Consider the following 21,958-nt stretch of genomic DNA (forward strand, 5'->3'; position numbering starts at 1 on the left):
ATTTTGCTTTTGAGGTTTTATGTTGATTCGGTTGTTGGATATTGTGTTTGCCTTTTGTGGCTTAGTGGTTGGTTTTCCGGTGCTGGTTATTCTTACGGTCATTGGTTTTTTTGATACAGGGTCGCCTATCTTTCGGCAACAGCGTGTCGGCCGCAACAAAAATCCTTTTACCCTGGTAAAGTTTCGTACCATGAAAAAAGATACTGCGCATGTGGCCAGTCATTTGGCCAGTAGCAGTGCCATTACCCCTTTTGGTAGTTTTTTACGCAAAACCAAGCTGGATGAATTACCGCAACTTTGGAATGTTCTTTGCGGCGATATGAGCCTGGTGGGTCCGCGCCCTTGTTTGTTTAACCAGGAAGAATTGATTGCTGAGCGCGAAGCGCGCGGTGTCTTAAAAGCCCGGCCAGGCATTACCGGTTTAGCGCAAGTGAATGAAATTGATATGTCTACCCCTGTATTGCTGGCGGAAACGGATGCAAAAATGTTGCAGTCGCTTAGCCTGGCAGACTACTTTAAGTACATTTTTATGACTGTTGCTGGTAAGGGGCGGGGGGATCGGGTTAGATAGTTTTGAGTTTTGAGTTTTGAGTTTTGAGTTTTGAGTGTTGATTGTTTAATTATTGGTTGCTGGTGTTTCATTTGTGATCTATAAATGGTGCTTTGTATTGCGTTGATGGGGCTTTGGATGCCGGTTGAGTCAAGCAGGGTGCTGAGCTTTTTTGAATGTTGAATTGTGAATGTTGAATTTTGAATTAAGAGCTGGCTTGGCTGCTTTTGACTATTTTGGTGAGGATTTTGATTAGTGCTTCGCTTTGCATAAGCAAACTGAGTACATTAGTTTTGAGTTTTGAGTTTTGAGTTTTGAGTTTTGAGTGTTTAATTATTGGTTGCTGGTGTTTCATTTGTGATCTATAAATAGTGCTTTGTATTGCGTTGATGGGGCTTTGGATGCCGGTTGAGTCAAGCAGGGTGCTGAGTAAGTCTTTTGATTTTGCTGTTCGGGTTGTTAAGCTTTATCAGTTCTTGACCAAAGAACACAAAGAATACGTCCTCTCTAAGCAGCTGCTTCGCTGCGGTACTTCCATCGGTGCGAACATCAACGAGGCTCAGGCCGGTCAATCGAGAGCGGATTTTATCGCTAAAATGAGTATAGCCAGTAAAGAGTCCAGAGAAACTAAATATTGGTTGGAACTCTTGTGTGTTACCGGTTATCTCGATAACAAACAACCACACGTAGCAAGCTTGTTAGAGCAAACCGATGAGCTCATCAAGCTTTTGACCAAAATAGTAAAAACCAGCCAAGCCAACTCAAAACCAAACACTAAAAACCAAACACTAAAAACTAAAACGGAGCCCGGATGTCAACGACCATAAGCTTCCCAAGCTTCCTCCACCACGGCGCAGTAGACGGCGTAACAGGCTCATGCCACCAGTACCTGCTGCAGGAAGATTACAGTGTGCTGATCGATTGCGGCTTGTTCCAGGGCGATGAAGCAGGGCCGGGTGGCTCGGCCAGCGAGCCGTCGATTGATTTTCCACTTGCCGGGATCCGGGCTTTAATTGTTACCCATGTGCATATTGATCATGTGGGGCGTATTCCCTATTTGTTGGCGGCAGGTTTTCGTGGCCCTATTTATTGCACCAAAGCATCGGCGCTGTTGCTGCCTTTGGTGCTGGAAGATGCACTGAAAGTGGGCGTAACCCGTGACCCTGCCCTGATAGAAACCTTCTTGTCTTTATTGCAACAGCAAATTGTAGCTGTGGATTACAAACAATGGCTGGATTTGCCGCCAGCAGATGGCGTGCAGGTGCAGTGCCGCTTTCAGGTGGCGGGGCACATACTGGGTTCGGCTTATCTGGAAATCCGCCATCGTACATTGCCTGGCAGGCGCTGGTTTACCACGGTATTTTCCGGTGATCTGGGCGCGCCTTACACCCCCTTGTTGCCAGCGCCGAAGCCACCGGCTGGAGCGGATGTGGTGGTGATTGAAAGTACCTATGGTGATAAGCAGCATGAAAACCGTAAAGAGCGCACCAAGCGATTAAAACAGGCGTTACTGCATTCGTTGCAGGATAACGGCACGGTGATTTTTCCGGCCTTTAGCATTGGCCGCACCCAAGAGCTGTTGTACGAGTTGGAAAGCCTGATTCACCGGTTAAAAGGCCAGTCCATCCACCGGCACTTGCGCTGGGATGAGCTTAAGGTGATTGTCGACTCACCGCTGGCAGCCCGCTTTACTGCGGCTTATCGCCAGCTGAAAGACTGCTGGGATGACGAAGCCAAAGCCAAAGTGGCGGCAGGGCGGCACCCACTGAGTTTTGAACAATTAATTACCGTGGACTCAGTGGCTGAGCATCAGCAACTGGTGCAGCGCCTTAGCCAAACTCAAATGCCGGCTATTGTGATTGCCGCCAGTGGTATGTGTCAGGGCGGTCGGGTGGTCAATTACTTAAAGCAAATGCTGCCCGATCCGGTGCATCAGGTGATCTTTGTTGGCTATCAGGCCCGCGGTACTCTGGGGGCGCAGTTGCAGCGCTTTGGCAACCGCCCCGGCGCTTTTATTACCATGGATGGCGAACGTATTGCGCTTAGGGCAGAGATTATATCCTTAGGGGGCTATTCTGCCCATGCCGATCAGCAAGGCTTGCTGAATTTTGTGTGCCGGATGCGCCGAAAGCCAAAACAGGTCCGTATTGTGCACGGTGATATGCCGGCAAAACTGGCATTGCAGCAAGCGTTTTCAGCTTTAGGTGTCCATGCTATTATTGCGCGCTAACTTTTTGCGACTGATTAGAGTGCTGAATTATGAATATGCCAGCTTTACGTATTGCTGTTGCGGGTACTGGCTATGTCGGCTTGTCCAATGCCATGTTGTTGGCTCAGTTCCACCAGGTAGTGGCGGTGGATATTGTGCCGGAAAAAGTAGCCTTGCTGAATGCGGGCAAGTCGCCGATTGAAGATAGCGATATCAGTAGCTTTCTAACGCGCGACGATTTGCAATTTAGCGCTACTTTGGACAAACAGTTGGCTTATGCCAATGCAGATTTTGTTATTATTGCTACGCCAACGGACTACGATGCCGAGACCAATTATTTTAATACTCAGAGTGTTGAGGCCGTGATCCAGGATGTGCTGGCAATAAACCCCAATGCCTTGATGGTTATTAAATCTACGGTGCCGGTAGGCTATACCAAAGCCACTGCGGCCCGGTTTCAAACGAACAACCTTATTTTCTCGCCCGAGTTTTTGCGGGAAGGTAAGGCGTTGCACGATAATCTTCACCCATCGCGAATTATTGTGGGCGAGCGCTCCGAGCGTGCCCGGCAGTTCGCTGCTTTGCTGCAGCAGGGAGCCGTGAAAAAAGATATTCCGGTGCTTTTTACTGATAGCACTGAAGCCGAAGCTATTAAGCTCTTTTCTAACACCTACCTCGCGATGCGGGTGGCTTACTTCAATGAGCTTGATAGCTATGCCGAGAGCCATGGCCTGGATAGCCGGCAGATCATTGCAGGGGTGGGGCTGGACCCTCGTATCGGTAGCCACTACAACAACCCCAGTTTTGGTTATGGTGGTTACTGTTTGCCGAAAGATACCAAGCAATTGCTGGCCAATTATCGCGATGTTCCAAACAATATGATTCAGGCCATTGTCGACGCCAACCGAACCCGCAAAGACTATATCGCTGATTCCATTATTAAGCGTGCTCCCAAGATCGTTGGAGTGTATCGCTTGGTGATGAAATCGGGCTCTGATAATTTTCGGGCATCTGCGATTCAGGGCATTATGAAGCGCATTAAAGCCAAAGGTATTGAGGTGGTGGTGTACGAGCCGGAGTTAAAGCAAAGCGAGTTCTACCACTCCCGGGTGATTCGGGATTTGGCTGAGTTTAAGCAGATGGCGGATGTAATTGTTGCCAACAGGCGCAGTGAAGCACTGGCCGATGTGGCAGAGAAAGTCTACACTCGCGATTTATTTGGCAGTGATTAGTATAATGTTGAATGTTGAATGTTGAATGTTGAATGTTGAATGTTGAATGTTGAATGTTGAATGTTGGGTCGGCAGGAATTGTGAGATGAAATTTTTAGTGACTGGTGCTGCCGGTTTTATTGGCTTTTATGTGTGCCAGCGTTTGCTGGCTGCTGGCCACCAGGTGGTGGGGCTGGATAATCTGAATGATTATTACGAGGTGCAATTAAAGCTGGACCGTCTGGCTCAGCTTGAAACAGCGGCGAATTTTACTTTTGAAAAGCTGGACCTGGCTGATCGTGTGGGCGTCGCTGATTTGTTTGCCCGGGAAAAGTTTAACCGGGTGATACATTTGGGCGCTCAGGCTGGGGTCCGTTACTCGCTTGAAAACCCGCTGGCTTATGCCGACAGCAATCTGATTGGTACGCTCACCATTTTGGAGGGCTGCCGCCACCATCAGGTGGAGCATTTGGTGTATGCCTCGTCCAGTTCGGTTTATGGTATGAACAGCAAAATGCCGTTTAGTACCCAGGATCGGGTGGACCATCCGGTATCCTTGTACGCGGCCACGAAAAAGTCCAACGAGTTGATGGCTCATACCTACAGTCATTTGTATGGCATTCCTACCACAGGGCTGCGTTTTTTTACCGTGTATGGGCCATGGGGCCGGCCGGATATGGCCATGTTCCTGTTTACCAAAGCCATCGTGGAAGGGAAACCGATCAAGGTTTTCAATCATGGCCAGATGCAGCGTGACTTCACTTACATCGATGATATTGTTGAGGGCATTCTGCGTATTCAGGATAAGCCGCCGCAGTCTGATGCCGACTGGAACGGGCAAGATACATCGGCAAGCAGTGCGCCCTATAAGATTTTTAATATTGGTAACAACCAGCCTGTGAAGTTAATGACCTTTATTGAATCGATTGAGCAAGCACTGGGGGTGGCAGCGGTGAAGGAATATCTACCGATGCAGGATGGTGATGTTCCGGCAACTTTTGCCGATATTGATGACTTGCAGCAGGCTGTTGGCTTTAAACCGGCAACGCCGATTGAACTTGGTGTGCAGCGTTTTGTCGATTGGTACAGAATGTATTATGAATGTTGAATGTTGAGTTTAGTGTTGGATCGTCGGTAAGGTTTTTAGTTTTAGTATAGTTGTGGTTTGCTTCTGATGATTCTGATGATTCTGATGATTCTGATGATTCTGATGATTTTGGTGTTTTGAATTCAACATTTAAAACCCAACACTCAACACTATTAAAGAGATGGTGCTATGAAAAACAATATAGTTCGTAAAGCAGTGATCCCTGTTGCAGGCCTGGGCACCCGTATGCTGCCTGCAACCAAAGCTATTCCAAAAGAAATGCTGCCTGTGGTGGATAAGCCCTTGATTCAATATGTGGTGCAGGAATGCATTGCTGCGGGCATTAAAGAAATCGTTTTGGTAACACATTCGTCAAAAAACTCCATTGAGAATCATTTTGATAAAAGCTTTGAACTGGAGTCCATGCTGGAAAAGCGGGTGAAACGTCAGTTGCTGGATGAGGTGCAAAATATTTGTCCCAAGGATGTCACCATTATGCATGTCAGGCAGGGGGAAGCCAAAGGACTGGGCCACGCGGTACTTTGTGCCCGGCCATTGGTGGGAGATGTGCCTTTTGCGGTTGTACTGCCGGATGTGTTGATTGATGGTTACGACAGCGATTTAAAGCGTGATAATCTGGCGCAAATGGGGCAATTATTTACCGATACCGGTATTAGCCAGGTGATGGTCGAGCCGGTACCGATGGAAAGTGTTAGCAGTTATGGTGTTGCCGATGTGGAAGGGCACAAAATGCAAGCCGGTGGATCCGTTGCTATGTGTGCTATTGTCGAAAAACCCGACGTTGATGAAGCACCATCGAATTTATCGGTGGTAGGGCGTTATGTGTTTACCCCGGCTATCTGGGAAGCGCTGGCTTATACGCCGCTTGGGGCCGGCGATGAAATTCAGCTAACGGATGCCATCGCTATTTTGATGAAAGAGCAGCCTGTTAATGCTTACCATATCATAGGCCGCAGCCATGATTGCGGTAATAAGCTGGGTTATATGAAAGCTTTTGTTGAGTTTGGCTTGCGTGATCCTGTGCTGGGACAACGCTTTGCCGATGCTATGCAGCAACTGCTTGCTAAGCCGTCATCCTAACCCTGAGCCAGGGCCTTGTTACCAGCGTTCTGGCTTAAATCGTGGTTCACGCATATACTATGCGAGGCAATAACCCCGAGGAACTCACTTTGCTCAGCTGGATTTTAAGTCTTCCGCGTTCTTTTAAGCGTGTTTTTTCTGTTTGTGCGGATACCCTGTTTTTGCTTGGCTCCTTTATTGGTGCTTACTTTCTAACCCAGAATGGCAGCCAGGTTGCAATAGCCGATATTGCGCTGGCTTTTAGTATTTCATTGCCGGTTACCCTGTTTATTTTTACCAAGCTCGGGTTGTACCGGGCGGTGATCCGCTACATCGGTCAGCATGCCCTTGGTGCTGTGCTGGCTGGTATTGTATCCAGCGCTTTTATCCTTACCTTGTTGTTTGCTGTTTTCCGGGTAGAAGACAAGGGCAACCTTATTTTTGTCTATGCGCTGCTGGCGCTGCTTAGCTCTGGTGGCAGCCGCTTGCTGGTCCGAATGTTTTTGGATCAGCGCAACAATGCCCGTAAAGAGCGGGTGCTGATTTATGGTGCCGGCTCTGCCGGGCGGCAGTTGGCGATGTCTTTATTTAATGGCGAGCAGTTTCACCCGGTGCTCTTTGTTGATGACGACTCGACCTTGCAGCGTTCAACCATCATTGGTATTCCGGTGGGTAACCCGGCGCATATTGCCAGTTTGATCAAAGCGTACAGCGTGAATCGTGTTTTACTGGCTATTCCTTCTGTTGGGCGCTCGCGCCGGCGCGAAGTGCTGGACCAGTTGGAGTCTTTGCCCATTCCGGTGCAATCGATACCGGCAGTGAACGAGTTGGTCGATGGCAGCATGCGGATTGATGAGCTGCAGGATGTGCGGGTGGAAGACTTGCTGGGGCGGGATCCGGTCGAGCCCAAGCTAAAGCTGATGCATGCGCATATCCGCGGTAAAGTTGTGATGGTGACTGGCGCTGGTGGCTCGATAGGCTCTGAGCTGTGCCGCCAGATTATCCAGTACGAACCGAAGGCGTTGATCCTGTTTGAGCTGTCGGAGTACGGTTTGTACAGCATAGAGCAGGAGCTGGCCACACTAAAGCAGAAAAATGACTACGAGGTCGAGTTAAAAGCCATTCTGGGCTCGGTGCAGCAGCGCGATCGGGTTGCAAGCGTAATGCGCTGCTTTGGGGTCCAAACCGTCTACCATGCTGCTGCTTATAAGCATGTCCCTCTGGTAGAGTTTAATATTGTTGAAGGGGTACGTAACAATGTGTTTGGTACCTGGCATACGGCAGAAGCGGCCATTGCCGCCGGGGTAGAAAATTTTGTACTGATCTCTACCGACAAAGCAGTGCGTCCCACCAATGTGATGGGCGCGTCCAAGCGCCTGGCCGAGCTGGTGTTGCAGGCTTTATCGACCCGGCAACAAAGTACCCGTTTTTGCATGGTGCGCTTTGGCAATGTGCTCGGTTCGTCCGGCTCTGTGGTGCCGCTGTTTCGCGAGCAAATCCGCAAAGGCGGCCCCGTTACTGTGACCCACAAAGACATTATCCGTTATTTTATGACCATTCCCGAGGCCGCCCAACTGGTGATCCAGGCCGGTGCTATGGGCAATGGGGGCGATGTTTTTGTGCTGGATATGGGCGAACCGGTTCGTATTTCCGAGCTGGCCCGGCGTATGATCCATCTGATGGGGCTGGAGGTAAAAGATAGCAACCATCCGCATGGCGATATAGAAATTCGTTACACCGGCTTGCGCCCGGGCGAGAAACTGTACGAAGAGCTGCTGATAGGCGATAATGTCCGCAATACCGACCACCCACGCATTATGTCGGCGCTGGAGGTTTGCATGAGTTGGCCGGCGGTAGAAACATTGCTGGCGGAGCTGGAGCATCACTGTGCGAACTTTGCGGTACAGGATATTGTGCAGTTGATGAAAGTGGCACCGACCGGCTTTAATTACAAAGATGCCTGCTGTGACCTGGTATACAGCCAGCCTGACCAGACCATTGATGACACGGCGGTAGTCGCCAGAATTCACCCGCAGTCGGCATGAATTGTGTGGTACTTGGTGTAAGCAGCGTTTTAATTTTATGCGCTGCTGTTTGCAATTAGCACTTGAGTTTTACGCTGCTTTCAGATAGTCTTTGGCTATGAAATCCAATAATTGAGGGATCTTAAATGAAAAAAGTATTTGTAAGCACGGCAGCTGCTGTTCTGGCTTTAACTATGGGCACAGCCGTTGCTCAGGATCAGGCTGGTGGTTCGTCTTCTGGCGCTTTTGGCGAGATTAGTGCTACTACTATTGCTGCAGGTGCTGTTGGTGTTGCTGTAGCTGCTGCTGTGATTTCAAACAGCCGTGGCACTACTGTTAACCCGGAAGAGCAGGTTGCTACTTGTGACGATGGCAATGTACCAACCCGCCCGGATGGTTTTTGCTTGAAAGAGGAAGTAATTGTTACTGGTACTGGTACCAATACCTTCACTCAGTTGGTAACTTCTACTTACGCACCAACTGTTAAGTAAGCTGTTAACGTTATCCCGATTAAGCCGCTATTCAGCGGCTTTTTGTTATTTTGCAGAAAAGTTTTCAGGGATCATGCCTGTGCGTTTGCTTTGTATGTTTGCGATGGTTGCTGTACTTGCCAGCTGCAGCGGTACCAGCCGGATTTATTACCAGGATTTTAAGGCCGCACTATCCAGGCCAGCGGATGCCAACCTTAGTTTGCAGCAGCTGCAAAGCAGCTCATTTGATTCCTTGTATTTTACTCGTGATGACGGGCCTGTGCTTTCATTGGCATTGGCTTTTATTGAGCATGGCCAGCAAAAGTGGGTATCGGCAGACAATGCTTACCTGATTTTACAGCATGGCCGGGTGGTCCGTACCGTTGGCTTTACCAGCGATTTACACCACAGTACCCATATCAGCGGCGATCCTTTGCAGTATGGGCCGGATCAGCTTAAGCAGGCAGCCCCCTGGTTGCGTTTAACCGATTGGACCGATGCCAGCGGCCTGCCGCTGCAGTCGGTGTTTACCGAGGCCGAGCCGGAATTTCTGAACTTGCTGGAGCAGCAGATTGCTTGCCGGGTTTTTGTCGAACGTGTTACCGCCATTGACAGTGCTGAGCAGTTTGAAAACCGTTATTGGTTTGATGCTGCCAGCGGCACTTTATTGCAAAGCCGGCAGCAGTTACGGCCACAGGGCCCGGTGTATACCATGACCTTTATCAGCCGTTATGCCCGGTTAATTAGCCCTGCCGGAGCAGATTTATGATGCGATTGTTCAGTGTCACAGCAGTGCTGTTGTGCTTGTTGTTAAGGCCCGTGGTGGCAGAAACCGCTGCAGAGGCGGCACCTGTGGTGACTGTGGCTGTGCAGGGGCAGTTGCTGCAATTTGAGCAGCGTCCCCGCTTGTTGGATCTACTGCAACATGCACAGCTTGATGAGCGCACTTACTGGCCGGCGGCCCGGTTGTACCGTGACAGCCCAGGCTTGATTGAACAACAGCAGCAATTTATTGCTGAATTGCAGCAGTTGCAGCAGCACTTCCTGGCGCGCAAGCAACGCAAGCAAGCCAATGCGGTGCATGCGCTGTTAGTGCAGGTTCGAAGCTGGCAGTTGGCTGAGCCGGTGATCGTCCCTGTGGATCTGGATCGGGCCCGGGCTGCGCTGCAGCACAATCCACGACTGGATGCAGGCCATTATCTGTTGCAGTTACCAGCACGGCCACAATGGGTTTACCCGGCCGGGCTTTACCAGGAGACGGCACCCTTAGCTCATAAGCGCCTGTCGATGGTGGGTGAATACTTAACTACAGGGTATCGCCTGCCTTTGGCCGATATTAACCAGGTACTCTTGCTGCAACCCGATGGCAGCCAGCAATGGGTTGGGGTTGCCTACTGGAACCGGCAACGGATTGCAGTGCAACCTGGGGCACAAATTCTGGTGCCTTTTGGCCCCAGAGCTTTACCGGCTAAGTATCGGCACCTGAATCAGACGTTGATTGATTTGGCCATGCACAGGGTGTTTGAGTGATGAAAAAAGACGTTTTCTCGATGCTACCTGCCTTGTGGTTGTTGCCTGCTGTTGGCTTAGCGGCAGCTCCGGTGCTAGCGTCCGAATTTTATTTATCGGAGGCCGTGCATGGCGGTGTTGGCTTAATTCAAACACCGACTGCCCGTATGCAGACCGATGGCAGTTTTCGCTTTAATTACACCGATAACGAAGAATACCGTTTCTGGAGTGCCAGCCTGCAGCTGTTTCCCTGGATGGAATCGACCATTCGTTACACCGATGTCCGTACTCAACTGTATAGCCCTTTTCCTGGCTTTAGTGGCGATCAAACGCTGAAAGACAAAGGTATCGATGCCAAGTTTCGTTTGCTGAAAGAGGATTACTGGTGGCCGGAACTGAGTGTTGGCTTTCGGGATTTCGGCGGTACCGGCTTTTTCGAGAGCGAGTTTGTTGCAGCCAGCAAACGGTTTGGCCCCTTTGATTTGCATCTGGGGATGGGCTGGGGTTACTTAGGTACTGCCGGCAATACCCGCAATCCGTTTTGCGATGTGCGGGAGTCTTTTTGTCAACGCCCCCGCGGATATTCCGGCCAGGGCGGCAAGATTGATTATCAGCGCTTTTTTAAAGGTCCTGCCTCTTTATATGGGGGTATTGAATACCAGACGCCATGGCAGCCACTGCGTTTAAAACTGGAATACGAAGGCAATGATTACAGCCGGGACAGAGCAGGGGAGATGCGCCAGGACAGCCGTTGGAATATTGGCGCTGTGTACCGCTGGAAAGATTTGGATCTAACCGCCAACTACCAGCGTGGCAATACCTTTGGCTTTGGTTTTAGTTATGGCTTGAATTTTCACAGCATCCGGCAGATGAAAATTGATCCTCCCCTACGACAGGTGCCGGAAAGTCAGCACATCACTATGGATACCATAGACCGGATGCAGTTTAGTGCCATGCTGCAACGGGAAGCTGGCTTTGTGGTGACGGAAATTACTTTGACAGAGGATGTCATCACGGTAGCCGGCTACCAACTGCAATACAACGATCAGCTTGTGGCCACCGAGCGGGTAGCGCGCGTATTGGCAGCAGAGTTGCCACGAAGTATTGCTGAATACCGCATTGTCGAGATTGAGGGGCCGCACCCAATGGTGGAAACCCGGGTTAATGCTGCCGACTTTATTGCCGCAGTTACCCATCAGAGCTTGAGGGTGGATGTCCCTTCCACCTTTACCCGGTTGGATCCTGTGGCCAGCGGCGCTTATATCGATAACCGCAGGGCTTCGTCCATCAACTATGGCCTGGAGACCTTCTGGTTGCAAAGCTTTGGCAGCCCGGAAGTGTTTTTTATGTACCAGGGCGGTGTGATGGCCTCGGCCGGCTATTCGTTTACTCCACGACTGTCGCTGCAATCCACCGCCAAAGTAACCCTGCTGGAGAACTTTGATAAGTTTAATTTCAAAGTAGATGCACAAGAGAGTACCGTGCCGCGGGTACGGACATACGTACGGGAATATGTTACCCGCAGCAAAGTCACCATGGAAAACCTCTACCTTGGCTGGCAGGCTAACCCTGCTGCCAACTGGTATATGCAGGCCTATTCCGGCTATTTGGAGTCCATGTACGGTGGTGTTGGTGGTGAGGTGTTATTCCGCCCTGTCGATAGCAATCTGGCACTTGGTTTTGATATCAACTGGGTAAAACAACGCTCTTTTGAAAATGACTTTGATTTCAGAGATTACAGTGTGGTGACCGGTCACGCCAATATTTACTGGCAGCCTGATTTTTTTGATGATGTGCTGCTGACTTTTAATGTCGGTCGTTTTCTGGCAGGGGACGATGGCGTTAAGGTCGACTTTTCCAGACGCTTCCAAAGTGGCATTGTGGTGGGCGCTCATGCCGCTATAACCAATATGTCGTCGGCGGATTATGGAGAAGGTAGCTTTACCAAAGGCTTTTATGTGTCCATTCCGTTTGATTTATTCTCGCTGCGCTCGGCCAGAGGTAAGGGGATGATCCCTTGGGTACCTATTGCCCGGGATGGTGGCCAGCCGTTAAATCGTCCGGTCAATCTAATTGACATAACCGAACGCCGCTCACGCTTCGGAGGTTAGCTGCCCCGGTTTTAAGACAGCTACCGGTTAGTCAACCGGTAGCTGTTGATAAAGCTGTTGCCACATCTGTTGGTTTTTCTGCAGTAAGATCTCTTTCCGTACTTTCAGTTCTGCGCAGGCGGTTGCCTGCTCGGCCAAAAGTTGGTTGATGCTCTGCTGTATGCTTGCCGGAGTCAGGGTCTCAATGCAGTACGCTTCCATGCCAAAATCCTGCATCATCTGACGGTACTTGTGGCTCCAACTGGTGGCGATGCAGGGCACGCCCTGGCTCAGTGCATTGATGGCACCGTGAAAGCGCGAGCTGACCACCAGGCTGGCTCCTCCGATGTATGCTTTGACGGCCAGCGGGTTCGCGATCTCGACCACTTCAGCATGTTGGGCTCTGGCCTGAATATGCTGGCACAATTCGGCGTCTTCCTTGCCTTCATGGTTCACCAGTTTCACCGCATAACCGGCTTGATGCAGCTGATCGGCTGCTTGCACAAAAGCGGCCAGGTAATCATCTTTTAACTGGTCGGCATTGGCGTGGTGATAAGGTGAAATCACTTTGTTATTCGGGATCAGCGCTGCATAGGGGCTGGCAGCGGCTGGCAAGGCTTGTGGGCTCAAGCCAACGGTAAAGTCAGGCGATTGGATCACGTGCGCTGGTAAGGGCGACAGGCAGGATTCCAGATGCTGTCGTGACACTGCGTCACGTACAAAGAGCAAACGGGCATGCTGAATAATGGTTCGCATCGCGGCTTTGCTTTCTTTGCTTTCAAAGGGGCCAAAGGCTTGCGGCATAAAAATAAAGGGTTTGCCTGCTTTGGCGAATCGTTCTACTTCCCGGGCGGTGTTTTGTAAAAACTGCAGTGGCCACTGGTCGCCGTAGGCAAAACCACTGGCTTCGAGTACGGCATCTACCTGTTGTTCTGTCACCATACCATAACGGTTAAACAGCCGGATCAGTGGACTTGGCAAGCGGCTGATCCAGTGCGTGAGATCAATGGACTTACGGCGGAATGCCAGTTTTTGCCAGGCGCCCAGCCTGGCTCGCTCCGGGTAGGGCAGGTTAGGGCCGGGTGACAGCACCAGCTCCATATTTTTCACGTTCTGCAGGCCTTGCAAGCAGGCCAGCAGCATCAGGTAGGCCCCCTTGTTACGAAATTGCACACCTTTAATTTCAATACGATAAGGGGATTGTTGCTTATTCATTCGAGATCCTTTGCTGTTGCTACGGCGCGCTTGTTAAGCACCTGCCAGAGCTGTTTGCGGGTAGTCGCGGAAAAGAACAAAAAGAAAAAAGAGGCGTAGGCGTAGGCGATCAGAGTTGCCCAGGCGGCACCCTGGATCCCCATGATGGGGATTAGCCACCAGTTCAGGCCAACATTAAGCAGGGCGGCAATGCCGTGGCTGAGCAAGGATAGCGGCTCCTGCTCGGTGATTACCAGGTGTTGGCTAATCAGGTAGCGCACAAAAATAAAACAACCGGCCCAAATATGGATTTGCAGCACGGCTATGGCGGGGGTAAATTCCGCGCCAAAGAGACCAGGGATCAGCCAGTGGGATGCGGCAGTCATGACCAGAGCAATCACTATGGCCGCCGCCAAAAAGATCCCGGCAAAACGACGTAATCTGGCAAGGTAACCTGGCCAGCTGTGCTGATAGGCTTTGAGCATATCCGGGTAATAGCGGGCAGCGAGCGTTGCCGGGAATACATACCAAAGTTCGGATAAACGACTGGCTGCGGCATACAAACCGGCTTGTTCGGTACCGGCCATGGCTCCCAGCATCACCAAATCAATTTTCAGGTAAATGACAGAAACAATACCAGACAACCAGAGCCAGCTGGAGCGCTTTAAGAGTGCTTTGGCCTGCGCTAACCGGACGTAGCGAAAAGAAAACCCCGGCCAGGTGGTGCTGCTGTCTTGCCAGGGTTGTTGTCGGCGACGGAACAGCAGGTACTGGCTGAGCCCAACCAGCAGAAATTCAACCGATGTCATCCAGATCAGGCTGGCGATGCCATAGCCATGAATTAATAAGGCCAGTTTGGCAGCAAAGCTGACACAGGTAATGGCAATTTTTACCAGTGCCAGGCTACGAAAGGTACCCTGATAGTTCAGGTAAAACTCGAACAGCAACAAGCCGAAAAAACTTTGCAGCACAAACAGCATGGGGATGGCTATTGCTGTATGCCCTTGCATCAGCTCGGGGTAGAACCAGCAAAATAAGGCAATTGCAACCAAAGCCGCCAATAAGGCGGTAGCCAGTCGCAGCGCAACCGCGGTATACAGCAAGCTCATGGCACTTTCGCTGCTCGGTTGCTGCTGCATACGCCGCACGACGATGTTGTTCAGGCCCATGCTGCCGATAGGGACCAGAAAGGCACTCCAGGCCATTACAATGGCGAAGACACCGAGCTCTGCAGCTCCGAGCATCCGGGCCAGCAGGATGGTGAGTACAGCACCGGCAGCTAATTTTACCAGTTTGTCTCCCAGCATGATCACAGCCCGGGCTTTGAGTATCTTGGTCAGTTTGGATAGCATGATAAGGCAGATTGTCCCAGGTTTTAGCGGTATTTCTTTTTAGCGCGTTGCTGGCGTAGTTTTTCCCGCTCGGCTTTCTCGACCGCTTTGGCGGCAGCTTCCTGCTCTGCATCGGCACATTCCTGTTGCACCATCTGTGGTGTTTCCAGGGTTAAAGGCCCTAGTTGGCCGGTGCGGATATCGCCAATCAGCAAGGTGCCGGTTTTTTGCAAGTCAACCACACCGCCTTTGCGCATACAGCCACGTTTGGCACCTATTTGATCCATAAGTTCCAAACCTTCGTTGGGTAATTCATCCAATTGGTAGCGCGCCTGCAAGGCTTGTGGGTAGTGTTTTAATAAATAATCGGCGGCAAAAAGAGCGATATCGGCATAATCAAAGGCTGTATCTTTGATGGCGCCGGTAATGGCCAGCCGATAGCCGCAACTGGCCGGACTTAACTTGGGCCAGAGAAATCCCGGTGTATCGGTGAGGATCACATTCTGCTCCAGTTTGATGCGCTGCTGGCTTTTGGTGACGCCCGCTTCATTGCCGGTTTTGGCGATGGTACGGCCCGCCAAAATATTGATAAAGGTGGATTTCCCAACGTTGGGGATCCCCATAATCATGGCGCGCGCCCCTTTAAGCGCCAGGTTTCTGTCTGGTAACAGCTGTTCGCACAGATCGAGCAGGCGCTTAATGGCATGTGGTTCATGTTGGTTGGTTGGCAAGGCGGCAATGCCACGCTCTTGCTCCAGATGCTGTACCCACAGCCTGGTTAACTCCGGATCCGCCAGATCGGCTTTATTCAGGACCTTGATGCAGGGTGTTTCTTTGCGTAATTGGCTGACCAGTGGATTTTCACTGGAGTAAGGAATACGGGCATCGAGCATTTCAATGATGATATCGACCTGAGGCATAACCTCAGCGATTTCTTTGCGGGCTTTGTGCATATGGCCCGGGAACCAGTTAATCGACATAGTCTGGGTGAACTTGGTTGGATTCAGGATGCTTCAGTATACTGGATTCACCCGACAGGCAAAACCAGACTTGGTGTTTGACAGCTTGTGAACTGAAAATAAATCAGAAATAAGACAATAACGGGTACAGCAGAGCAAAGCTTGCCATTAATGGCAGGGTCAAGCCGGTATTCATTAAGACTGTTTTTAAGCGGATCACGCCCCACTGTTCAAACAACATCACAATCAGTCCAAGGCCACAGAGCGGCATTAAAATCTGTAAACTGGTTGAATGAAAGGCTTGTTCCAGCCCGGGAAATAACCAGGTCGCTATTGGCTGACCTACTGTTGTCAAAAACAGCAGCAGCAGCATCAGCACGATGTGCCAGGCTGTAAACTGAGGTTGTGACTCTAGTGGCTCCATGCTTCACCTAATCTTGCTTGAATGGTCCTTCAATTCTAAGGGGCCGGTCAACGCTTTGTAAGTCGAAAAATGTTTTGTTTTGTTACGCTCCGTAGGTTAGTTGAAAGTAAACCAGGTGTCAACTTCGGCTTGCGCAACTTTTGAGCGGTTAGTCGGCTGCTTCAGGGGGCTGAAAACGCCGGATTTGCAGGATAATACCCAGTCGCGGGTGGTCAATGTAGTGCATTTCACCACTGATGACACGCCGGCTAAAACGGATACGGTGCTGGTTGGGGAGCCCTTGTCCGGCTGACGGCTCTCTGAGCAAAAAATCGGTATTCACGAAGAGGTAGTGATCCAGATGCAGCCGGAAAAAGCCATCAAGCTGCCATAGGGGATCTGTGTCAGACGGCTGTTCTGCGTGGCGATTATCGGCTTGCAGCGTGGCGGCGAGGCTGCGGATACCGTCTTGTTGCAGCTGTTGCTGGCGCTGCTCGATGCGCTGCAGCAGATCCGGTTGGCGCAAACTAATCTGGCCTGGTTTAAGAGGGTCTGACATTAACGGGGTTGTGGTGCTCTGCTTGTGATCGGTTTGCAAATTTCGTCCGGCATACCAGCGGCTGGGGATACTACGGCGCTCGGTGACCGGTGCCTGGCGAAAACCAGTGTGCAGCAGGAGCTCCAGATCTGGCTGGCGTTGCAACTGATTGGCAATATCAGCCAACTGCAAAGCTTCGCGGGCCAGCAAGTAAGGTGCGGCCTGATGCTGTTGCCGGCCAGAAGGACGCAGTGCCAGGCGTTCAGGCATTGGCAAACTGTCTATCCATTGTGGTGAAGCAAACAACGGCTGTTGCCAAAGCGCTGGTTGCGGCTCAAAAATGCAGACAGAATCGGTTTGGCTATAGTGAAAACGAGGCATAAACTGCAGCAGCTGTTTGGCCGGATCTTCGGCGAACGTATCGGCTGCTATCGGGGTGTTGCGGGCTGGGCAGAGCTCGAGTTGGCGCAACAGCGGCTGAATATCTGCCTGATAAAAAGGCTTCAGGATGTCAAAGAAGCGGTTCGGCAGTTCTGGCTGAGCAGAGGTTTCAAACGACTCCAACAGAGCTGAGTCTGGCTGACGCTGGAAAATAATCATTTCCACTTCAAACCAGCGATTCCCTGAAACAACCCGCTCTGCGGCAATCTCTGTTGCCTGGGCCGGCATCAGCAAGAGGCCAATAAGGCTGATTGGGCTTAACAAGTTGATGAAAGGGTTCCGTTTCATGCATGCTCCGTCTGATGGCTGGCGAAATTGTGCAGCAATTGCTGAATATAGCTGAGTCTGGCCTGACTATCGGTTAAATCTGCAGTAAAGCGCAGCTTTTGTCCACCTTCCAGTTTGAACTCACGACTTTTGGTTTGGATCAATTCAATTATATAGCTGGGCGCGACTCTGGTTTGTTCCATAAACTCTAAGGTACCGCCTTTGGCACTGGCTTCAATCCGTTTTATGCCCAGGGTCTGAGCCTGCAATTTAAAGGTCGAAACAGTGACCAGATTTTTGCTGGCATCGGGTAATAATCCGAAACGGTCGATTAACTCGACCTGAACTTCATCCAGTTCCTGTTCGCTTTTGGCCGAAGCCAGCTTTTTGTAAAACGACAGCCGCATGCTCACATCGGGGATGTAATCTTCTGGCAGCAAGGCCGGAATACGCAGCTCAATCTCAGTCTGCTGACTAAGCAGGTGGTCCAGCGACGGCTCTTTACCGGATTTCAGTGCCTCTACCGCTTGCTCCAGCATATCCATGTACAGATTAAAGCCAACCGACTCTATCTGGCCGCTTTGTTCACTGCCCAGCAGCTCACCAGCGCCACGAATTTCCAGATCGTGGGTAGCCAGGGTAAAGCCGGCGCCTAAGTCTTCCAGGCTGGCAATGGCATCCAGCCGTTTGACCGCATCCGGGGTTAATCGTTTCACCGGTGGTGTTAGCAGATAGGTATAGGCCTGGTGGTGGGAGCGGCCAACCCGTCCGCGCAGTTGGTGCAGTTGTGCCAGGCCAAATTTATCGGCTCTGTTGATGATCATGGTGTTGGCGGTAGGTACATCAATGCCGGTTTCTACGATGGTGGAGCAGAGCAGCAGGTTAAAACGCTGGTGGTAAAAATCCGCCATGATGCGCTCCAGCTCCCGCTCGCGCATCTGACCATGGGCAATCGCAATACGGGCTTCGGGCAGCAGGCTTGCCAGCTCTTCGGCCATGTTTTCAATGGTGGCCACATCGTTGTGCAGAAAATACACCTGGCCACCGCGCATAATTTCCCGCAGTACGGCTTCGCGGATCAGGGTATCGTCGAATTCACGGACAAAGGTTTTCACCGCCAGCCGTTTGGCTGGTGGTGTGGCGATAATGGATAAATCGCGCATGCCCGACAGTGACATATTCAGTGTACGAGGAATGGGGGTGGCGGTCAGGGTTAAAATATCAATGTTGGCTCTGAGCGCTTTGATTTTGTCTTTTTGCTTGACGCCAAAGCGGTGCTCTTCATCTACGATTAGCAGGCCAAGGTTGGCAAAACGGATGTCGTCTTGCAACAATTTATGGGTGCCAATCAGTATATCTACTTTGCCATTGGCAGCGTCTTCCAGTACTTGCTTTTGCTGCTTGGGGCTGACGAAGCGCGAAATCACTTCTACCCGTACCGGCCAGTTGGCAAAACGGTCCCGGAAGTTTTCGTAATGTTGTTGCGCCAGCAAGGTAGTAGGTACCAGTATGGCCACCTGGTGGCGGTCGTGCACTGCGACAAAAGCAGCCCGCATCGCCACTTCGGTTTTACCAAAGCCTACATCGCCACAGACCAGTCTATCCATGGCTTTGGCTTGCTGCATGTCGCCAAGTACCGCGGCAATGGCATCGATTTGATCGGCGGTTTCTTCAAATGGAAAGCTGTCGGCGAAGGCAGCGTATTCACCAGCATCCAATTGAAAAGCGTAGCCGGTTTGTGCTGCGCGTTGGGCATAGATATCCAACAGCTCTGCTGCCACATCCCGTACTTTTTCGGCCGCTTTTTTGCGTGCCCGCTCCCAGGCATCGGTACCCAATTTATGCCATGGGGCCAGCTCCGGTTCGGAACCACTGTAGCGGCTAAGTAGATGCAAGGAGGCTACCGGGACATAGAGCTTGCTGCCCCCGGCGTATTCAATGGTGACAAATTCTGCCGTGATGCCGCCGGCATCCAGCACTTGCAAGCCCTGGTAACGACCAATGCCGTGCTGCAAATGCACCACCGGCTGGCCTGGACTAAGCTCTGCCAGATTCCGGATGATGGTATCTGCCGAGACTTGCTGGCTGCGTTTTTGTCGCCGGCGTTGACTGATTTTCTGACCAAACAGCTCATTTTCGCTGATCAGAGCCAGTGGCTTGTCGTCGTTGAGCAGGATGCCTTGTTCCAGTTGACCCACCAGAATGCCAAGATCCTGCTGGCTGGAAATAAAGGCATCCAGACTGTCAAATTGTGGCAGGCTGATCTGAATGGTTTTAAGCAGTTGCAGCAGGCTTTCACGCCGGCCTTCACTTTCAACACAGAACAGCGCCTGGCCCTGCTGCTGTTTTAGCTGCAGTAAAAAGTCTTTCAGTTGTTGCAGCGGCTGTTTGTGTTGATGGGCAATTCCGAGCTCTGGCAACAACTGGCATGGTGCATTACCAGTGCCCATTTTTTGCGGCAGGCTGGCGGCAGACAGCTTGATACGACTAAAGCGTTTCAGTTGACGAAAGAGTTGATCCACCGGCTGGTACAGCTGCTCTGGTGGCAGCAAGGGCCGTAATGGATCCACGCCACGGTCCTGATAGCGTTTGTTCAGTTCCCGCCAGAATTTGTCGGCACTGTGTTCCAGATCACCAAGCAGCAGGCAGGTGCAATCAGTGGGTAAAAAATCAAACAGCGTGGCGGTACTGTCACTGAACAGCGGGAGGTAGTATTCGATCCCTGCCGGGAAGACGCCCTTACTGACTTGCTGATACAGCGACTCTGGCTCGGTGCGGGCAGTAAATTGTTGGCGGTACTGGCTGCGAAAGCGTTCAATGGCCGTCTGATCGGTTGGAAACTCATGCGCTGGCAGCAGCTCTATTTGGTTTACTTTTTCCAGCGTGCGCTGGCTGTCCGGATCGAACAGCCGGATCCCATCAATTTCATCGTCAAAAAAGTCGATACGATAAGGCAGGGCGCTGCCCATCGGGTAGAGATCCAGTAGCGAGCCGCGAGCCGAGAACTCACCATGTTCCATCACTTGCTCGACCGCACGGTAACCCACAGCCGTGAGTTGTTGTTTCAGCTGCACCAAATCCAGTTGCTGGCCAGTCTGTACCAGCAAGCTGTGCTGGTTCAGGTAGGCCGGGCTGCAGACCCGCAGCAACAGGGTGTTGACCGGCACTATCACCATGGCTTGTTGCTGCCTTGGCAGTTGATACAGCGTACGCAGCCGCTGGGAGATGATATCCTGATGCGGTGAAAACACATCGTAGGGCAGTGTTTCCCAGTCCGGGAAGCTGAGCAGGTTGAGCTCTGGCCCGGCAAAAACCCGCAACTCTTGTTCCAGCCGTAAGGCCGTGGGCGTATCCGGTACCACCAGCAAGTAGACTTTGGCGTCTTGTTGGGCTTGCTTGCTCAGCAGCAAGGGCAGGCTGGCACCCAGCAGCTGTCCCCACTGGATCAAATCGCCTTGCTGTTTCAGCTGAGGCAGCGTCTTTAAAATGGAAGCTATCATGAATTAGACTAGGATCTCATGGTTAAATGCTGCGGTGCAACACACCTGCAGGCAATTGCATGGTGACACAGTGCAGGCTGCCGTATTGGTGGATCAGTGGCAGGCAGTGTACACCAATCACCTGATGCTGTGGGTAAGCACGCTGAATTTGTGCTAAGGCCACGGTATCCTGACTGTCGTGGTAAGTTGGTACCAATACGGCATCGTTCATAATCAGATAATTGGCATAACTGGCCGGCAGGCGCTCACCATCGGCGTTGAATTTGGCGGCAGGCCAGGGCAATGGGATCAGGTGGTACGGTTTGCCATCGAGCGTTTTGAAATCGGTCAGCTCATGCGCCATGGCTTGCAGCTCCCGAAAGTGTTCGTCTTTCGGATCATCACAGCTTACATAGACCAAGGTATCGTCCGGCGCAAAACGTACCAGGGTATCAATGTGGGCATCGGTATCATCGCCGGCCAGATAGCCATGCTCCAACCACAGCACCCGTTGCATACCCAGCTGCTGACACAGCTGTTGTTCAATCTCGGCCTGGTTAAGCTCTGGATTGCGGTTGGGGTTGAGCAAGCATTTTTTTGTGACCAGCAGGCTGCCTTTGCCATCGGATTCAATGCCGCCACCTTCCAGCACCAGCTCCACTTTGCGCTTGGGGATATCGGCTATGCAGTCAGCCTGAAACAGCTGCTGATTGATGTTGTTATCCAGATTGGCTGCAAATTTATCGCCCCAGGCAGTAAAGGTGAAGTCCAACAGGCAAGGGTTGCCGTTTTTATCCAGCACGGTAATAGGGCCGTGATCGCGTGCCCAGGTGTCGTTGCAAGGTGCCTGTACCAGGTGAATGCGACCGGCGGGTACGGCGAGTTCGGCTACTATTGCTTCGACCTGCCGCTGTACCTGCGCATCGTGGCAGATAATGACCAATTGCTGCCGGCTGGCAATTTCTTTGGTCAATTGGCGGTATACTTCTGTTACTTCAGCCAGCATCGGAGCCCAGTCGGTGGCGCTGTGCGGCCAGGTCAGCATAATGGCATCTTGTTTGGCCCATTCAGCCGGTAGTGAATAATCGGACACCTTGATTCTTTCCTTTCTGTTGC

At 51.5% G+C, this 21,958-nt stretch carries 18 protein-coding genes; 11 read left to right on the forward strand and 7 right to left on the reverse strand.

Annotated elements, in window-relative coordinates:
• Window positions 1–19 precede the first annotated feature (19 nt).
• The 11 genes from ABC502_RS07330 to ABC502_RS07380 all read left to right on the forward strand — a co-directional run bounded on the left by ABC502_RS07330 (window position 20) and on the right by ABC502_RS07380 (window position 12,251).
• Window positions 20–571 carry a sugar transferase gene (locus ABC502_RS07330; RefSeq protein ID WP_345915402.1) on the forward strand — a complete coding sequence of 184 codons (552 nt, stop codon included), beginning with the start codon at window positions 20–22 and terminating at the stop codon, window positions 569–571.
• 380 nt (window positions 572–951) lie between these two features.
• The gene (locus ABC502_RS07335; RefSeq protein ID WP_345915403.1) at window positions 952–1,377 is read left to right on the forward strand and encodes a four helix bundle protein; all 426 of its coding nucleotides are present in this window, start codon (window positions 952–954) and stop codon (window positions 1,375–1,377) included.
• Complete coding sequence (locus ABC502_RS07340; RefSeq protein ID WP_345915404.1) at window positions 1,362–2,780, forward strand: MBL fold metallo-hydrolase; 1,419 nt, start codon at window positions 1,362–1,364, stop codon at window positions 2,778–2,780. Before ABC502_RS07335 ends, ABC502_RS07340 begins: the two co-directional genes overlap by 16 nt.
• A gap of 35 nt (window positions 2,781–2,815) precedes the next feature.
• Window positions 2,816–3,991, forward strand: a complete 1,176-nt coding sequence (locus tag ABC502_RS07345; protein ID WP_330088955.1) for a nucleotide sugar dehydrogenase — start codon at window positions 2,816–2,818, stop codon at window positions 3,989–3,991.
• Window positions 3,992–4,076: 85 nt separating this feature from the next.
• Window positions 4,077–5,078, forward strand: coding sequence for an NAD-dependent epimerase (locus tag ABC502_RS07350; RefSeq protein WP_330088956.1), 1,002 nt, complete (start codon window positions 4,077–4,079; stop codon window positions 5,076–5,078).
• A 168-nt stretch (window positions 5,079–5,246) separates the two neighbouring features.
• On the forward strand, window positions 5,247–6,158 hold the full coding sequence (galU, locus tag ABC502_RS07355) for a UTP--glucose-1-phosphate uridylyltransferase GalU (protein ID WP_345915405.1): 912 nt from the start codon (window positions 5,247–5,249) through the stop codon (window positions 6,156–6,158).
• 59 nt (window positions 6,159–6,217) lie between these two features.
• Window positions 6,218–8,182, forward strand: a complete 1,965-nt coding sequence (locus tag ABC502_RS07360; protein WP_345915406.1) for a nucleoside-diphosphate sugar epimerase/dehydratase — start codon at window positions 6,218–6,220, stop codon at window positions 8,180–8,182.
• Between the two features lie 125 nt (window positions 8,183–8,307).
• A complete protein-coding gene (locus tag ABC502_RS07365) occupies window positions 8,308–8,652 on the forward strand; it encodes a hypothetical protein (protein WP_345915407.1) in 345 nt (114 codons plus the stop codon).
• A 79-nt stretch (window positions 8,653–8,731) separates the two neighbouring features.
• Window positions 8,732–9,400 (forward strand): YjbF family lipoprotein, encoded by a 669-nt coding sequence (locus ABC502_RS07370; RefSeq protein ID WP_345915408.1) that lies wholly within the window; start codon window positions 8,732–8,734, stop codon window positions 9,398–9,400.
• Window positions 9,397–10,161 (forward strand): capsule biosynthesis GfcC family protein, encoded by a 765-nt coding sequence (locus ABC502_RS07375; RefSeq protein WP_345915409.1) that lies wholly within the window; start codon window positions 9,397–9,399, stop codon window positions 10,159–10,161. Before ABC502_RS07370 ends, ABC502_RS07375 begins: the two co-directional genes overlap by 4 nt.
• Window positions 10,161–12,251, forward strand: a complete 2,091-nt coding sequence (locus ABC502_RS07380; protein ID WP_345915410.1) for a YjbH domain-containing protein — start codon at window positions 10,161–10,163, stop codon at window positions 12,249–12,251. The genes ABC502_RS07375 and ABC502_RS07380 overlap by 1 nt, the downstream gene beginning before the upstream one ends.
• A 27-nt stretch (window positions 12,252–12,278) precedes the next feature.
• On the opposite strand, the gene ABC502_RS07385 is transcribed toward ABC502_RS07380, so the two are convergent.
• The 7 genes from ABC502_RS07385 to ABC502_RS07415 all read right to left on the reverse strand — a co-directional run bounded on the left by ABC502_RS07385 (window position 12,279) and on the right by ABC502_RS07415 (window position 21,935).
• Complete coding sequence (locus tag ABC502_RS07385) at window positions 12,279–13,445, reverse strand: polysaccharide pyruvyl transferase family protein (RefSeq protein WP_345915411.1); 1,167 nt, start codon at window positions 13,443–13,445, stop codon at window positions 12,279–12,281.
• The gene (locus tag ABC502_RS07390) at window positions 13,442–14,776 is read right to left on the reverse strand and encodes a flippase (RefSeq protein WP_330088964.1); all 1,335 of its coding nucleotides are present in this window, start codon (window positions 14,774–14,776) and stop codon (window positions 13,442–13,444) included. Before ABC502_RS07390 ends, ABC502_RS07385 begins: the two co-directional genes overlap by 4 nt.
• A 23-nt stretch (window positions 14,777–14,799) precedes the next feature.
• A complete protein-coding gene (gene ylqF / locus ABC502_RS07395) occupies window positions 14,800–15,735 on the reverse strand; it encodes a ribosome biogenesis GTPase YlqF (RefSeq protein WP_330088965.1) in 936 nt (311 codons plus the stop codon).
• A gap of 103 nt (window positions 15,736–15,838) precedes the next feature.
• Window positions 15,839–16,138: a hypothetical protein gene (locus ABC502_RS07400; protein ID WP_345915413.1), complete on the reverse strand. Its 300-nt coding sequence runs from the start codon at window positions 16,136–16,138 to the stop codon at window positions 15,839–15,841.
• 148 nt (window positions 16,139–16,286) lie between these two features.
• On the reverse strand, window positions 16,287–17,384 hold the full coding sequence (locus ABC502_RS07405) for a CsiV family protein (protein ID WP_345915414.1): 1,098 nt from the start codon (window positions 17,382–17,384) through the stop codon (window positions 16,287–16,289).
• Window positions 17,381–20,863 carry a transcription-repair coupling factor gene (gene mfd, locus ABC502_RS07410; protein ID WP_345915415.1) on the reverse strand — a complete coding sequence of 1,161 codons (3,483 nt, stop codon included), beginning with the start codon at window positions 20,861–20,863 and terminating at the stop codon, window positions 17,381–17,383. Before mfd ends, ABC502_RS07405 begins: the two co-directional genes overlap by 4 nt.
• A 22-nt stretch (window positions 20,864–20,885) precedes the next feature.
• Window positions 20,886–21,935: an agmatine deiminase family protein gene (locus tag ABC502_RS07415; protein ID WP_345915416.1), complete on the reverse strand. Its 1,050-nt coding sequence runs from the start codon at window positions 21,933–21,935 to the stop codon at window positions 20,886–20,888.
• Between the last annotated feature and the right edge of the window lie 23 nt (window positions 21,936–21,958).

The sequence above is a fragment of the Alkalimonas sp. NCh-2 genome (assembly GCF_039631345.1).
GTDB lineage: Bacteria > Pseudomonadota > Gammaproteobacteria > Enterobacterales > Alteromonadaceae > Alkalimonas > Alkalimonas mucilaginosa.